Origin of the sequence: Bordetella parapertussis, from assembly GCF_020735925.1 — a bacterium.
GTDB lineage: Bacteria > Pseudomonadota > Gammaproteobacteria > Burkholderiales > Burkholderiaceae_B > Bordetella > Bordetella pertussis.
On the sequence record NZ_CP085971.1, the window covers coordinates 3,257,207 to 3,271,559 of the forward strand.

At 62.0% G+C, this 14,353-nt stretch carries 13 protein-coding genes and 1 tRNA gene; 12 read left to right on the forward strand and 2 right to left on the reverse strand.

Going from position 1 to position 14,353, the window contains the following annotated elements; translation table 11 throughout:
- Window positions 1-163 precede the first annotated feature (163 nt).
- The 10 genes from LK409_RS15360 (at window position 164) to LK409_RS15405 (ending at window position 12,174) form a co-directional block, all read left to right on the forward strand.
- Window positions 164-253, forward strand: a tRNA-Ser gene (locus tag LK409_RS15360).
- Between the two features lie 395 nt (window positions 254-648).
- Complete coding sequence (gene alcA / locus LK409_RS15365; RefSeq protein ID WP_003814013.1) at window positions 649-2,034, forward strand: alcaligin biosynthesis hydroxylase AlcA; 1,386 nt, start codon at window positions 649-651, stop codon at window positions 2,032-2,034.
- 18 nt (window positions 2,035-2,052) lie between these two features.
- Complete coding sequence (gene alcB / locus LK409_RS15370; RefSeq protein ID WP_003814014.1) at window positions 2,053-2,658, forward strand: alcaligin biosynthesis acetyltransferase AlcB; 606 nt, start codon at window positions 2,053-2,055, stop codon at window positions 2,656-2,658.
- Window positions 2,655-4,511 (forward strand): alcaligin biosynthesis protein AlcC, encoded by a 1,857-nt coding sequence (gene alcC, locus LK409_RS15375; RefSeq protein WP_010926978.1) that lies wholly within the window; start codon window positions 2,655-2,657, stop codon window positions 4,509-4,511. The genes alcB and alcC overlap by 4 nt, the downstream gene beginning before the upstream one ends.
- A complete protein-coding gene (gene alcD, locus LK409_RS15380; protein ID WP_010929064.1) occupies window positions 4,508-5,308 on the forward strand; it encodes an alcaligin biosynthesis protein AlcD in 801 nt (266 codons plus the stop codon). Before alcC ends, alcD begins: the two co-directional genes overlap by 4 nt.
- A gap of 14 nt (window positions 5,309-5,322) precedes the next feature.
- On the forward strand, window positions 5,323-6,516 hold the full coding sequence (gene alcE, locus LK409_RS15385; RefSeq protein WP_005013753.1) for an alcaligin biosynthesis hydroxylase AlcE: 1,194 nt from the start codon (window positions 5,323-5,325) through the stop codon (window positions 6,514-6,516).
- Window positions 6,517-6,583: 67 nt separating this feature from the next.
- Complete coding sequence (gene alcR, locus LK409_RS15390) at window positions 6,584-7,558, forward strand: alcaligin siderophore biosynthesis transcriptional regulator AlcR (RefSeq protein WP_041937273.1); 975 nt, start codon at window positions 6,584-6,586, stop codon at window positions 7,556-7,558.
- 122 nt (window positions 7,559-7,680) lie between these two features.
- Window positions 7,681-8,904, forward strand: coding sequence for an alcaligin export MFS transporter Bcr (bcr, locus tag LK409_RS15395; RefSeq protein WP_010929066.1), 1,224 nt, complete (start codon window positions 7,681-7,683; stop codon window positions 8,902-8,904).
- 111 nt (window positions 8,905-9,015) lie between these two features.
- Window positions 9,016-11,220: a TonB-dependent alcaligin siderophore receptor FauA gene (gene fauA, locus LK409_RS15400; protein ID WP_010929067.1), complete on the forward strand. Its 2,205-nt coding sequence runs from the start codon at window positions 9,016-9,018 to the stop codon at window positions 11,218-11,220.
- Between the two features lie 294 nt (window positions 11,221-11,514).
- The gene (locus LK409_RS15405; RefSeq protein WP_003814020.1) at window positions 11,515-12,174 is read left to right on the forward strand and encodes a MarC family protein; all 660 of its coding nucleotides are present in this window, start codon (window positions 11,515-11,517) and stop codon (window positions 12,172-12,174) included.
- 7 nt (window positions 12,175-12,181) lie between these two features.
- On the opposite strand, the gene LK409_RS15410 is transcribed toward LK409_RS15405, so the two are convergent.
- The gene (locus tag LK409_RS15410; protein ID WP_033446552.1) at window positions 12,182-12,388 is read right to left on the reverse strand and encodes a hypothetical protein; all 207 of its coding nucleotides are present in this window, start codon (window positions 12,386-12,388) and stop codon (window positions 12,182-12,184) included.
- A 338-nt stretch (window positions 12,389-12,726) separates the two neighbouring features.
- Between LK409_RS15410 and LK409_RS15415 the strand changes: the two genes are divergently transcribed.
- Window positions 12,727-13,482, forward strand: coding sequence for a GGDEF domain-containing protein (locus LK409_RS15415; RefSeq protein ID WP_003814021.1), 756 nt, complete (start codon window positions 12,727-12,729; stop codon window positions 13,480-13,482).
- A gap of 15 nt (window positions 13,483-13,497) precedes the next feature.
- Here LK409_RS15415 and LK409_RS15420 read toward each other — a convergent pair whose 3' ends face one another.
- Window positions 13,498-13,707, reverse strand: a complete 210-nt coding sequence (locus LK409_RS15420) for a hypothetical protein (protein WP_162096903.1) — start codon at window positions 13,705-13,707, stop codon at window positions 13,498-13,500.
- A 120-nt stretch (window positions 13,708-13,827) separates the two neighbouring features.
- On the opposite strand from LK409_RS15420, the gene LK409_RS15425 reads away from it, so the two are divergent.
- Window positions 13,828-14,343, forward strand: coding sequence for a hypothetical protein (locus LK409_RS15425; RefSeq protein WP_010929069.1), 516 nt, complete (start codon window positions 13,828-13,830; stop codon window positions 14,341-14,343).
- The last annotated feature ends 10 nt before the right edge of the window (window positions 14,344-14,353 follow it).

Genomic DNA, 14,353 nt, shown 5'->3' on the forward strand with positions numbered 1-14,353 from the left:
CATCGGCGCCGGGCAAAATCTTGCCGCAATCCTGGCATGGCCGAAAATTTTCAGGTAGAATAGCTGGCTTTGCTGGATCCCGCGCAGAAATGCCGGCGGGGAGATTGCCCAGGGCCATGACCACGGTCCAGGCGGCAAGAACACAGGCAAGACAGCACACCCCGGAGAGGTGGCAGAGTGGTCGAATGCGCCGGACTCGAAATCCGGTATACGTTTAGGCGTATCGTGGGTTCGAATCCCACCCTCTCCGCCAGACATTGCAAGCCCCTGATTCGTCAGGGGCTTTTTTCTTGGCCCCATGCCCCTCGACAAACGCCTTGTGAATCAAGGAGAGGGCGACTCATGCGGCCCCGACCGGCGAAACCCACGCCTGTGGACCGCCCCCTATGTCGGCCGCCACCATGCATATGCATCCTGCCGGAGAGCGGGCGAGCGTCTGTCGCGCAGAATTTCAATTTGCTAGAGTTTTTCGCACAACAGACATGAGAATAGAAGTCATAATTATTCTCATTAATAAGACAATGAATAAGCCCACACCGCATCAACCGCATTCTCAAACCGGCTGAAGGACAGGCTTTCTTCGCACAGCCTCTTTCAGTGCTTCGGCAAGGCGGCATACGGGACAGACACAGCAAAGGCGAATCCAACATGAATCGTGAAATCTATGACTTCGTGGCTATCGGTATCGGACCTTTCAATCTCAGCCTGGCGAGCCTGTCTGCGCCCTTGCGAGGCGTGCGCACGCTCTTCCTGGACAAGAAATCCGGCTTTGATTGGCATCCAGGCATGCTGATCGAGACGTCCACTCTGCAAAACCCTTTTCTCGCCGATCTGGTCAGTTTGGCCGACCCACGCAGCGAATATAGCTATCTGAACTATTGCAAACTCACCAACCGCATTTATTCCTACTACATGCGCGAGAACCATTACCTGAGCCGCGCCGAGTACACCCGCTATTGCCAATGGGTAGCTGCACGCTTGCCGAACCTGCGTTTCGGCTGCGATGTACAGGGCGTACTGCACGATCCCGAAAGCCACAGCTATCTCGTCACCGGCCAACACACCATGTCCGGCCAGCGGTTCATGTTCCGCTGCCGCAAGCTGGTCCTGGGTCTTGGTTCCCAGCCCTATCTGCCAGCGTGCTGCGATCGACGTGCCGCGCCCTTCATCCATAGCGCGGACTATCTGCGCCATAAATACGAACTCCAGGGCCGCGCGTCAATCACCATAGTGGGCAGCGGACAAAGCGCGGCCGAAGTGTTCCATGATCTGCTCCGTGAGAGCGGGCGACATGATTACAGTCTGGCCTGGATCACTCGCTCTCCGCGCTTTTTCCAGATGGAGAACACAAAACTCACGCTGGAGCTGATATCGCCGGACTACACCGAATATTTCCATGATCTGCCCGAGGCACGCCGCCAGGAGATCCTGACTCAACAGAACAGCCTGTACAAAGGCATCAATGCCTCGCTGATCAACCAGATCTACGATCTTCTCGACGAGAAGGTCCATGATGGCGACAACCGCTATACGCTTCTGACCAACTCCGAACTACGCGCCTGCCGCTACGACCCGCTGCAGGAACGCTTTCAGCTGGACTTTCAGCATCTCGATTGCGACCGCCCTTTTAGCCACGCCACCGACGGACTGGTCCTGGCCACAGGCTATTCTCATGAGATCCCGGCCTGCATCAATCCCATTCACGACCGAATTGCCTGGAATGCCGACGGTAGCTACCGCATCGGACGTAATTACGCCATTGACCACGAGGGCAGCGAGATCTTCGTGCAGAACACCGGTTTGCTCAGCCATGGAGTGACGAATCCGGATCTGGGCTTCTGCTGCTATCGCAACTCACAGATCCTGCGTGAACTGACCGGCACGGAACATTACCGCATCGAGACACGAACCGCCTTGCAGGAGTTCTCTCCACCAGCAGACGGCGTGCTCAAGCACCGTCCAGCCCGGCGAGCCGAACGGAGGCCCACGGTTGCAGCCCGACCCTTGATGGACATCCACCGCGCCACACTCTGAGGCTGCCAAGGAAGCGCGATGATGACGATGATGGCAACGTTCCTGGACGTGATCGACCAAAAAGCCCGCTCCCACTATGACGAAGGCAAGGGATTGGCGTTACGTTCGCTCGACCCCGAGGCGGACGCAGCCCAGCTGCAGCAATGGTTTTCCATGGACTATGCCCGCTTCTGGTCCATGCAAGACTCTAGCGTGCACCAGGTGCGCGACTTCTACACTGCGTTGTGCTCCAGTGGACACGCCGGAGCCTGGCTGGGCCTGCACCATGGCCGTGCGGCCTTTCTGGTGGAATGCTATGACCCGGCTCGCGACCAAGTCGGCGAGCACTACTGCGTGCGCCCAGGCGACCTGGGCATGCATCTTCTCATCGCCCCCCCGACCGAGCACATTCCCGGCTTCAGCCGTGCGGTGTTCGCGCTCGTCATGCGCTTCATGTTCGACCGCCTCCATGCGGCCCGTGTCGTCGTGGAACCCGACGTGAACAACACCAAGATCCATGCATTGAATCTATCCATGGGCTTCGTCTATGCCGGGCTGGCGCGCTTTCGGGAAAAGACGGCAAGTCTTGCCTTCTGCACGCGCGCCCAATTCGAGCAAGCCCAACGCCAGGAGTTGACGCAATGAGCCGCACCACCCCTCCTCATCCCGCCGAGATCGTTGCTCATCTGCAGCCGGAAATCTGGAACAAGGTCAATCGCCTGCTGGTGCGCAAGGCGATATCCGAATATGCACATGAGTGGCTGCTCGAACCTCAGCGACTCGGTCCGGGCGAAACGCCGGGATTTGAACGCTTTCGCCTGACACTGGCTGACGGCGCGCAATATGACTTTGACGCTCAGGTCATGGCCATGCGCCATTGGCGTATTCCGCCTGAATCCATCGTAAAGACCGTGGCCGGGGTTCCGGCGCCGCTGGATGCCCTGCAGTTCGTGATAGAGATCCGGGACAAACTCGGCTTGCCGGTGGACCGTCTGCCCATCTATATGGACGAAATCACCAGCACTCTACACGGCAGCGCCTATAAACATGGCCGGACGACGCTTGGCGCCGCGGCATTGGCACGAGCCGACTACCAGACCATAGAAACATCGATGATCGAGGGCCACCCCAGCTTCGTGGCCAACAATGGCCGCCTTGGCTTTGATGCCGAGGATTACCATGGCTACGCGCCCGAAGCTGCCACGCCGGTGCGCTTGATGTGGCTGGCGGTTCACAAGGACAACGCGCATTTTTCCTGCTTGTCCGACATGGACTACGACAGCCTGATGAGCGAGGAGTTGGGTGAGTCCGCTGTAACGGATTTCGCCGCCCGACTGCGCGAGCAGGGCCTGCATCCCGCGGACTACTACTTCATGCCCGCCCACCCATGGCAATGGTTCAACAAGCTGTCCCTGGCTTTTGCCCCCTACGTCGCCCAGCGCAAAATCGTCTGCCTGGGGTACGGCGAGGAGCAATACCTCGCTCAGCAGTCCATCCGCACCTTTTTCAACATCAGCCGACCCGGCAAGCGCTATGTGAAGACCTCGCTGTCCATTCTCAACATGGGATTCATGCGCGGCCTGTCACCCTACTACATGGCAGGTACGCCAGCCATCAACGAATACATCCATGACCTGATATCGGCCGATCCGTGGCTGCGCGCCAATGGTTTCAGAATTCTGCGCGAAGTCGCCTCGATGGGCTTTCGCAACTACTACTACGAAGCCGCCATCGATACGGACACACCGTACAAGAAGATGTTCTCGGCGCTTTGGCGCGAGAACCCCCTGACGCTGATCGCTCCCGGACAAAATCTCATGACCATGGCTGCGCTGCTGCATGTGGACCCACAAGGCCGGGCTTTGCTTCCCGAATTGATACAGGCTTCAGGACTGGATGCAGGGACTTGGCTGGAGCGCTATGTGGACGCTTATCTGACTCCACTGATCCATTGTTTCTATGCTCATGACCTGGTTTTCATGCCGCACGGTGAAAACGTGATTCTCGTCATCCAGGATGGCGTACCTGTGCGCGCCTTCATGAAGGACATCGCGGAAGAGTCTTCCATCCTCAATCCGCAGGTCAGGCTTCCGCAGGCGGCTCAGCGCCTGGCCGCCGATGTGCCGGAGGCCTATAAGCTGCTGACGATTTTCGTGGATGTCTTCGAGGGCTATTTCCGCCATCTGACCCAGATCCTGGTTGAGACGGAACTGATGCCGGAACATGATTTCTGGCGGCTAGTGGCTGGGCGCATCGCCGCTTATCAGCAAGCGCATCCGCAACGGCTCGACAAGTATCGGCGCTACGACTTGTTTGCGCCCGACATGATCCATTCGTGCCTGAACCGCCTGCAATTGGCCAACAATCTGCAGATGGTCAACCTGGCCGATCCCATTGGCAGTTTCCAAATGGCCCCCAATCTGCCCAACCCTATCGCCTGCTTCCGTCCGTCGTGGCTGGGTAGCGGCGAAGCCCTGCAGACGCTGACGGCCGCATGAGCTGGGACATTGCCGCCCAGACCGGCGCCGGCGTGGCCCAAGACATCAATCGGACCGCCTGCTCGGACCTGGATGCTCTGCTCGCCCTGGCTGGTTCCCTGGTGCCCGGGCTCGATGGACGCATCGGTCCGGTCTCCGGCGATATCCGGCCGGGCGCCGACAATCGGGCTACGCTGCGGACGCTGCAAGACTGGTGGCTTCTGCGCCATCCCGAAGCCGGCTCGCATTATCTGGCGCTACGTTGCTGGGGCCTGCTGATCTGGCAGCCGATTTACCTGGGTGTAATCGCGGTGCATTGCAGCGACATTGCTCCGGATCTGGATCGCCTCGGCCAGCCGGTGCGCGATGGTTTCATCGCGGGCTACATTCTCGAACGCCACGAGCCGTTACGCGGTTGTCTGGAACAGCGCAAGCAGGCAGTTGCCGCTCAGCTACGCCGGATCTGCGCGACCTATTTTCGGGAGCTCTCCCAACTGTTGCGCCTGAGCCCGCGCGCCGCGGCGTGCATGCAGGCGGACTGCGTGCTATCCGCTCTGCTAGCCGCCCGTGCCAATGAGGACAAGGCCGCCGTGGCCTGGGCGCATGAGCAGGCGGCCGACTGGCTGGATCGCCTGGGAATCGCCGGCCACAGCGGCTATCTGGTTTATGCGCGCGCCGGCCGGCCCGTCCTGGCGCTTGACCGCCAGGTCTGCTGCCACCATTTCCGCCGCCACGACGGCGACTATTGCAGTACTTGCCCCAAATTGCCCCCCGCCGAGCGTATCGCGCGCATCGAGGCGGACAAGGCGGCAGCCTGAGTAAGGAACCGGACATGACGGATATCGCCAGCCTGGCGCAGTTGCAGCAAGCGCTCAGCCCTCTGCACGCACGGGCCTATTTTGATGAAGCCCTCTTCGTGCGAGAACAGGAAATCCTGTTCCGACAATCTGCGTTATATGTCGGGCATGAGAAGAGCGTGCCCGAGCCGGGCGACTGGCGTCGCTTGCCGCAGGACGACGGCAGTCGCATCCTCGTGCGCAATGGAAATGAAGTGGCACTGCTGTCGAATGTCTGCCGCCATCGCCAGGCCGTCATGCTAGGCCCGATTGCAGGCGGCGAGGCCATGAAGGGCAATCTGTCAGTCACGGGAGGCAACATCGTCTGCCCGTTGCACCGCTGGACTTACGACGGCCAGGGCCGGATTCTAGGCGCCCCCCACTTTCCCAGTACGCCCTGCCTGAATCTGTCGCGCTTCCCCCTGCATAACTGCCATGGGCTACTGTTCGAAGGCCCACGCGATCCATTGAAAGACCTCGACGTGCTTTTCCGCCGACCCGAATTCGATTTCTCCGACTATGTGCTGGACCACGTCGAAGTACATCGATGCAATTACAACTGGAAGACTTTCATCGAAGTCTATCTGGAGGACTATCACGTGGGCCCTTTCCATCCGGGCCTTGGACGCTTTGTCACCTGCGCCGACCTGTCCTGGGAGTTCGGCGCGCAATACAGTCTCCAGAAGGTGGGCGTGCACGACTCACTGGAACAACCCGGTACCGAGGTCTATCGCGGCTGGCATGACAATCTCATGCGCTACCGGGGCGGGAGGACCCCGGATTTCGGAGCCATCTGGGTAACCTACTTCCCCACCCACATGATTGAGCTCTACCCGCATGTGCTGGTGCTCTCGACGCTCTATCCCAAGGGGCCGCAAGAGACTTTGAACATCGCGGAGTTCTACTATCCGGAGGAAATTGCGCTGTTCGAGCGTGATTTCGTACAGGCCCAACGCGCTGCCTACATGGAGACGGCGGTCGAAGACGATGAAATCGGTGAGCGCATGGACGCCGGACGCCTGGCGCTGCTGCGCCGCGGCGTTTCCGACAGCGGCCCCTATCAATCACCCATGGAAGACGGCATGTTGCATTTCCATGAGTGGTACCTGAGCAACATGGGAGAGCAGCTTGGTGACAGCGCCGCGCCGCATGTCGCATCGACCCAACGGCCCATGCCATTTCGCTCATGAAATAAAAGCGAATGAATTGCATTATCATTAACAGCTCATGCGGACCAGGCCTCCTCCGGCAACGCCAATGACACAACCGACGCTCCCCCCACCGCCCCGCACCCGATTCACGGTCTCGGACTTCAACCGCATGGGCGGGTCGGTCGGCTTCAATTACCGCTTGCCCGGCCAGGAAGGCGGGGGCGCCGGCATTGAGAACCTTTGCATCGCCGAGGGCCGTGTGGAGGAATGTGAGATCCGCCCCGGCATCACCCTGATCGTCTCCGACGTGCATGTGTATCATCATTACGAATCGACGTCCGTCATGACGCCGCGCTTTTCAGCCATCGTTATGCTCCAGGGCCAGGCCCGGGCTCGGCTGGACAAGCAGGACGACGTGCGCCTGGCCGCTCAGAGCGGCCTCAATGCGCTATATGGCGATACCGTCGCCATGACGGGCGTTCATCCGGCCGGCCAGCGTCTGCGCAGCGTCAATCTCTCCGTGACGGCCCCTGAAGCGGCCGACGATGAGTACACCAGCGAAATCATATGGAAACTCATGCAGTCCTCGGCGCCCAGGCTGCGCCGCTGGCCGGTGCCGCACCATTTGCTGCTATCCATTGAGCATCTGCTGGAATGCGACTGGGATCAACCTCTACGCAATATGGTGCGTGAAAGCGTGGGCACGCAACTGCTGGCCCACGCCTTGGCTGCGCTGCAACACGCCCCTGTGACCCACCGCGGCCTGACCCAGCGGGATCGCCAGCTTCTGGAGAGGGTGCGCGAGCGCCTGCACGAGGCGCCCGGCGAAGACCATACTCTGGATGACCTGGCGCGACTGGCCTGCATGAGTCCAAGCACGCTGCGTGCAAAGTTCCATGCCGTGTATCACCGTTCGGTATTCAGCTGGCTGCGCGAACGCCGCCTGGAGGTTGCCCGCGAACAATTGGCTCGGGGTTGGAGCGTACAGCAGGCGGCGCACTTCGTCGGCTACCGCCACGCGACCAATTTCGCCACGGCGTTTCGCGAACGCTACGGCGTCGCGCCCAGTCAACTCGGTTAGCGGCTGGTGCCTTGCGGCGGCAGGCATTGACATTGCGGCATTGACCATCCCATTCCTGTTGCCAGCTGGATCATCATGGAAGGCCGCTGCCCGCTCCGGGCGGCCTTGTCCATGGAGCCGCCATGAGCCGCGCCGCGTCGGCCCCCTCATATTCGCTCATGATGGTAATGCTGGGGCTGCTGTCCTGCGTCGCACCCGCCAGCATCGACGCCTACCTGCCAGCCTTCGGCGCGCTGCAACGCGAGTTCGGCGTACCCCAGGAAACCGTGCAACTCACGCTCGGCGTATACATGTTCTGCTATGCGGCGATGCTCTTGCTACACGGAACACTGTCTGACTCTCTGGGCAGGCGTCGCGTTGTGCTGGGCGCCCTGGGCTTCTATGTTTGGGGCGCCCTGCTTGCCACGGCCGCACCCGGTTTTGGCTGGCTGCTGGCGGCCCGGGCCCTGCAGGGACTGTCCGCCGGCGCCGGGGTCGTGGTAGGACAGGCCATCATCCGCGATTGCTATCAGGGCGCAGCGGCACAACGCAGCATGTCTTATCTGATCCTGGTGTTCAATCTATCGCCCGCGCTCGCGCCCGTCATCGGAGGTCAATTGGCCGTCCATCATGGTTGGCGTTCGATCTTCTTCATGTTGGGGCTTCTGGCCGCCACTGCCCTGACCCTATGCGCCTGGCGCCTACCAGAAACGCTCGCGCCCGCCAAGCGCCAAACGCTCTCCTTGCGGGGTCTGGCCGCGGGCTATCGTGACGTGTTGCGCAATGGAAATTTCACCGCGCCCGGCCTGGCGTTCAGCCTGGTCTTCGCCGCACAGGGCCTGCTGATCGGTGCGGCGCCGGATTTCATCGCCAATGTGCTCGATCTGCCCGAAACCAACTTTGCCTATCTATTCGTCCCTCTGGTGGCCGGCGCGATGACCGGGGCCGTGATCGCGGCGCGGCATGCCGGACGTTGGCGCGATACACGGATCATCGGACTGGCCTATCTGCTCATGAACGGTAGTTGCCTCGCCTACGCCATCTATTTTTGGACCGCCTTGTCGCCGGCACTGCCCTGGGCGGTGCTGCCCCCCGCTTTATTCACCTGCGGATTGGCCATGTCGGTGCCTGCCATGACGTTGCACATCCTGGAGTCTGTGCCCGCGCTCTCCGGCACAGGGGCCTCGGTGCTGGGTTTCATGCAGATGCTGGCCTTTTCGATAGCCAGCGGCTGGGGCGTACCGCTGACCTATGGGCAGCCCTCGGTCCTGGCCCTGGCCATGCTGGCCTGCGTGACGGCAAGCGCGCTGGCCTGGGCGTGGTTGCAGCATTTATCGAGAATATCGGCCAAGGTCCAGGCACGCTGAACATCTTCGGCGTTTTCCATACGCACTCCGTCATCGCCGATACAATCGTCCGATTACAAAAAATAATAATTCCTATTCCCTTTAATTTCTTGCCATCTTGCATCTGTCCCCATGCCAGATCCCGCTCACTTCTCCCCGGCGCATTCGCGCCGTTTGCGTTTCTTTGCCCACGTTCTGCACCTGCTCGGCGCACTCTTTACCCAGCACGCCCTGGCCCAGGAAGCACGAACGGGGAACGATATCGCTCAGTTGCCCGCCATAAGCGTCACAGGTCGTGAGATTTCCGACCTCACCGAGGGTACAAACGCCTACACAACCGAGGCCATGAGCACGGCCACGGGCCTGACACTCTCGCCACGCGAAACACCACAATCCGTCAGTGTGGTCACCCGACAGCAGATCGAGGATCAGGGCCTCACCGACACCGGCGCCATCCTGGCGACCGCGCCAGGGATTTCCGTCACGCGCAGCGACAGCAACCGCTATTCGTTCTCGGCCCGCGGCTTCACCATCGACAACTTCCAGTTTGACGGCCTGGTATCGCCCATCCTGAGCCAATGGAACTATGGTTCGACCGATATGGACGCCGCCATCTACGATCACGTGGAAATCGTACGTGGCGCCACAGGCCTGATGACAGGCTCGGGCAATCCTTCAGCCGCCGTGAACTTCGTGCGCAAGCGTCCCTTGCGTGAGTTCGCGGCTACGTTCAATGCGAGTGTCGGCAGCTGGGACTATGTGCGCGGCGATGCCGACATCTCCGTGCCCATCACGGAAGACGGCAGAATACGGTCACGCCTGGTGGCCGCCTACAGTCAGGGCGACAGCTATGTGCACTTTTTAGATACGCGCCGGCGCACATTCTATGGCGTGGTCAGCGCCGATCTGACGCCGGATACGGTGCTGACGACCAGCGTGGAGTACCAGCACAACCACAGCAACGGGTTTGGCAGCGGCTTTCCGCTGTTCTATAGCGACGGTTCGCGCACCGATTTCAACCGCTCGGTGGCCAACAACGCTCCCTGGGCCCGGCAGGATACCGAAGCCACCACCTATTTCGTGGACCTCACGCACCGCTTCACCAATGACTGGAAGCTGCGCGCGGCCTATAGCCACACTGATGGCCGCTATCTCATGAAACATGTGTACCGGGGCGGCTACCCCGATCGCCATACTGGCATCATCGCTGCCCCCCCTGCATTTTCCAACTACGACGGCAACCTCGATCGGGATGACATCCATTTGTCCTTGTCCGCTCCTTTCGAGGCCTTCGGCCTGCGCCACGAAGTTGCCCTGGGCTGGATGAGCATCGACAACCATAGCGACATCCAGCGATACACAATGGTCGGACCGGCCCCAGCCATCGGCAGCTTCTTCGACTGGCGCCGCGCCCACATCCAAGAGCCCAGCTGGGCCGACACGCTGTCGCCCGCCGACGACGTGCGCACCAAGCAGACCGGCGCCTATCTGGTCGGCCGGTTTGCACTAGCCGAACCCCTGCACCTCATCGTGGGCGGCCGTTGGAGCGACTGGAAAACCAAACAGATGTATTTTGGCTCGCGCCGCGAATACAGGATCAAGAATCAGTTCACCCCCTATGCCGGTCTGACCTACGACATCAACGACACCTACACGGCGTACGCCAGCTATACGGAGATCTTCCAGCCGCAGAACGCGCGCGACACCAGCGGCGGCATTCTTCCTCCCATCAAAGGCAAGAGCTATGAGCTGGGTCTGAAGGCAGCCTATCTGGAGGGACGGCTCAATACCTCCGCCGCGCTCTTTCAGACGCGGCAGGATAACCTGGCCCAGGTCATCCCGGGCTCATCCATTCCGGGCTTTCCGAACATGCAGGCCTCACGTGCCGCCTCCGGCGCCAAGGTCGAGGGGATAGACCTGGAGGCCAGCGGCCAGATCCTGCCCGACTGGAACATCGGCGCCAGCTATACACACTTCACCACCAAGGACGCCAGCGGCAACCCCATCAACACCAATCATCCGCGCAGCCTGTTCAAGCTCTACACCACGTACCGCCTGCCGGGCGCCCTGCACCGGCTTACCGTGGGCGGCGGCGTTGACTGGCAAAGTCGCATGTACCAGGCCGCAGCCAGTCCGCGCGGCAATGTCGAAGTCGAACAGGACAGCTACGCACTCGTGAGCCTCATGGCGCGCTTCGACTTTAACAAAAAACTGTCGGCAACACTGAACGTGAACAATCTGTTCGACAAAAAGTACTACGATCAGATCGGCTTCTACAGCCAGGGTTGGTGGGGTGCGCCACGCAATGTAATGCTCAACTTGCGGGCGCAGTATTGAAGTGGTCCGGCCAGCCTGGAGGGCCCGACCCGCGATAGTGGATCGGTGACCAGATCAGGGCTGCCGAAATACCCGGGAAACCCCTGTAGAACCGAGCGTCTGCGGGGTTTTTCTTTCGGGTTTGGCCTCAGAACGCCACCGACGGATTGGCCGTCACGCCATGGTCCCAGGCGATGGGCGCGTCCGCCACCGTGAAGGCAGCACCCCCTGGCAATGCTGCGTGGCCGGCGCCGGCTTGCGTGGCGGCGCAAAAGCGCGGACACTGGCTGCGCCCCGATGGCCGCGAGGAAGAACATGGGTAATTTCGTGTCGGAGATCCTGTTTGGCTACACGACGCTCATCAGCATCATCAACCCGCTGGGCCTGGCCTTCGTCTTCCTGAACAAGACCGCCACGCTCACGCCCGAGGAACGCGCCCGGCTGGCCTACAGCGTGGCGCTCAACGCAATGTTCCTGCTGCTGGTGACGTTTTTCATCGGCGCCTACATCCTGCACTTGTTCGGCATTTCGCTGGAGGCGCTGCGCGTGGCGGGCGGCCTGTCGGTGGCCGTGTCCGGCTGGGCCATGCTCAACGCCCCGGAGCCGCACCCGCAGGCCCAGGCGCTGCAGCAGATCACGCCCAGCATGGCGCGCGAGATGGTGTTCTTCCCGCTCACCATGCCCCTGACCACCGGCCCGGGCACGGTCGCGGCGACCATCGCCCTGAGCGCCAACCGCACCAACGAATTGCGCGACTTCCTGCTGGCCAGCCTGGCGTCGGTCCTGATCACCATGGCGGTAGCCGCCACGGTATATCTCGCCTATAGCCGAGCCGGCACGCTGGCGCGCTACCTGGGCGCGGACGGCACCCGCATCGTCACCCGGGTATCGGCGTTCCTGCTGCTGTGCGTGGGCGTGCAGATCATGCTGACCGGGCTGGAGCAATTCCTGCGTCCGATCATCGGCCACGGCTGAAGCGGCGTCAGGCAGCCTGCCCGTCGGCCGCGGGACGCTCGCCACAGGCGCCGACGCCGGCGTAAATGCGCTTGGGTCTCCAGATGCGGCAGGCATGATCCAGGTCCTTGCCCTGGTCCAGAAACCTGACGAATCCCATCGCCTGCTCTATCGACAGGAACTCATAGCGCCTGTCACCGTACCAGACCGATCGACCTTCACGCGTCGCGCCCACCTACCCGCCCCTCTGTGCAAAATAAGACGTGACATATATCACACTCTTGCGATGGGCCGCTTCCTGCCGCCAGGCGGCGATAACTCAGCTCGCCCTGCCGGGCGAACACTTCGAGAGAACCAGCGCATGCGCGCAAGGCCGGCGAAGGCGATGGACGCTACGTTGAAGCAGCCTGAAAAGCGGGAAATCGCGTATTGACAATTGTTGACAGCCGAACCGTAGAGGTTTCAAGCAAAACGCCGTAGCCTACGCTTGGTGGTGGGATCGACATCCCACCGGTAGCGGAAACCCCTGCTCCGAAAAACAACATGCGACTTATCAGAACCGGAGGGATTGCGATGGCGAGGCTGGACAACGCCGACGCCACATCCATGACCGGGCGTCCGCCACTCATCATGAACGATCAGCGCAAGTCCTCGCGTGCCAGCTGCCGTGCCAGCGCCAATTACCTGCGCGCCGAAGCGGCCCTGCCCCGGCGCCGCTATCCGCAGCCGCCGGTATCCGGCGCCGCGACGCTGCAGGAACTGCAGGCGCAGGTCGACACGCTCGAGCTGGAAAATGCGCGGCTGCGCCGCCTGGCGCTGACCGACGACCTGACCGGGGCGTACAACCGGCGCTACTTCGCCACCATGCTGCGCGATGCGCTGCGCGAACGCGTGCGCGGCGGCGGGCTGGCGCTGTGCCTGTTCGATATCGACAATTTCAAGACCATCAACGACCGCCACGGCCACTTCGCGGGCGACTACCTGCTGCGCCGCGTGGCGCTGGCGGCGCGCCGCTGCATGCGCCGCACCAGCGACGACCTGTGCCGGGTGGGCGGCGACGAGTTCGCCGCGGTGCTGTCGGCGCCCAGCGCGTCGGCGGCGCTGGCGCAGGCCCAGCGCGTGCTCGACGCGATACGCGCCATTGCGCCGCTGGACACGCCGCACGGGCCGCGCCATGTCACGGCCACCTTCGGTCTGGCGTGGATCGCTCCCGGCGTCTCGTTGACCTGGGAGCAGGCCTACAGCGATGCGGACCGGGCGCTCTACCGGGCCAAGCAGGCCGGCAAGAATCGCCTGCACCTGATCGCCAGCCGCACGGCTGGCGCATAACGGCCCGCGGGCCGGTCAGCCTTCCTGGCTGATGACCGGCGGTTCGATCCAGAAAAAACGTTCGCCCTGGCGGATCATGCTGGCGACGCCTTCGGGCTCCACGCGGTAGTCGGTACCCATCAACGTCGCGCCGCCATCTTCATGGATATGAATGATGGCCAACGGATCGTTTTCCATGGTGTACCAGTAGTACCCGGGCTTGAGGTCGTGGGTCGTATTCGTCATGCCTCGAGTATACAAACAAGACATGCACATGGCTTGACGCAGCGCAAGAGCGCCGGGAACAACGTTGCCTGGACGAAACGCCAGTGTCCCCAGGGGGCGATTGCGCGCATACTGCCACACATGACACCCGGCCCGCGTACGTCACCGCTCGTGTTCGCGAGCGCGTCGATACAAGCCATCAAGGCCGGCAAGCAGCGGCAGGCGCGCCGGATCGTCAAGCCGCAGCCCCCGCCGGCCGCCACGCTTTGGTACTGCGACCCCGCGCACGCCGAACGCTGGATCGCCGCCACGGCTCGCCCGGATGACGCGACCCCCGCACAGACCGTATCGAAATGGCTGGTATGTCCCTACGGCAAGCCAGGCGACCTGATCGACCTGGCCCACGAATCGGGCCAGCCGTTCGGGCGGGCCATCCTGATGGGGGTGCGCATCCAGCGCCTGCAGGCCATCAACGAGGCCGACGCGGCGGCCGAAGGCTTCGCCGCCGCATCCCGGCTGGATGAATTCCTGCCGGAAACCCCGCCCCAGGCCGCGTTTGCGCTGGCCTGGTGCGAACGCTACGGCGCGCGCGCCTGGGCGGCCAACCCCTGGGTATGGGTGCTGGAATTCCGTCTGCTGAACCAGAACGGGCATTGATCCTCGTGGC

Bases quoted from the DNA above. Each gene is read 5' to 3' on its own strand.
- alcA (WP_003814013.1), top strand. From the start codon at position 649: ATGAATCGTGAAATCTATGACTTCGTGGCTATCGGTATCGGACCTTTC.
- alcB (WP_003814014.1), top strand. From the start codon at position 2,053: ATGATGACGATGATGGCAACGTTCCTGGACGTGATCGACCAAAAAGCC.
- alcC (WP_010926978.1), top strand. From the start codon at position 2,655: ATGAGCCGCACCACCCCTCCTCATCCCGCCGAGATCGTTGCTCATCTG.
- alcD (WP_010929064.1), top strand. From the start codon at position 4,508: ATGAGCTGGGACATTGCCGCCCAGACCGGCGCCGGCGTGGCCCAAGAC.
- alcE (WP_005013753.1), top strand. From the start codon at position 5,323: ATGACGGATATCGCCAGCCTGGCGCAGTTGCAGCAAGCGCTCAGCCCT.
- alcR (WP_041937273.1), top strand. From the start codon at position 6,584: ATGACACAACCGACGCTCCCCCCACCGCCCCGCACCCGATTCACGGTC.
- bcr (WP_010929066.1), top strand. From the start codon at position 7,681: ATGAGCCGCGCCGCGTCGGCCCCCTCATATTCGCTCATGATGGTAATG.
- fauA (WP_010929067.1), top strand. From the start codon at position 9,016: ATGCCAGATCCCGCTCACTTCTCCCCGGCGCATTCGCGCCGTTTGCGT.
- LK409_RS15405 (WP_003814020.1), top strand. From the start codon at position 11,515: ATGGGTAATTTCGTGTCGGAGATCCTGTTTGGCTACACGACGCTCATC.
- LK409_RS15415 (WP_003814021.1), top strand. From the start codon at position 12,727: ATGGCGAGGCTGGACAACGCCGACGCCACATCCATGACCGGGCGTCCG.
- LK409_RS15420 (WP_162096903.1), bottom strand. From the start codon at position 13,707: ATGACGAATACGACCCACGACCTCAAGCCCGGGTACTACTGGTACACC.
- LK409_RS15425 (WP_010929069.1), top strand. From the start codon at position 13,828: ATGACACCCGGCCCGCGTACGTCACCGCTCGTGTTCGCGAGCGCGTCG.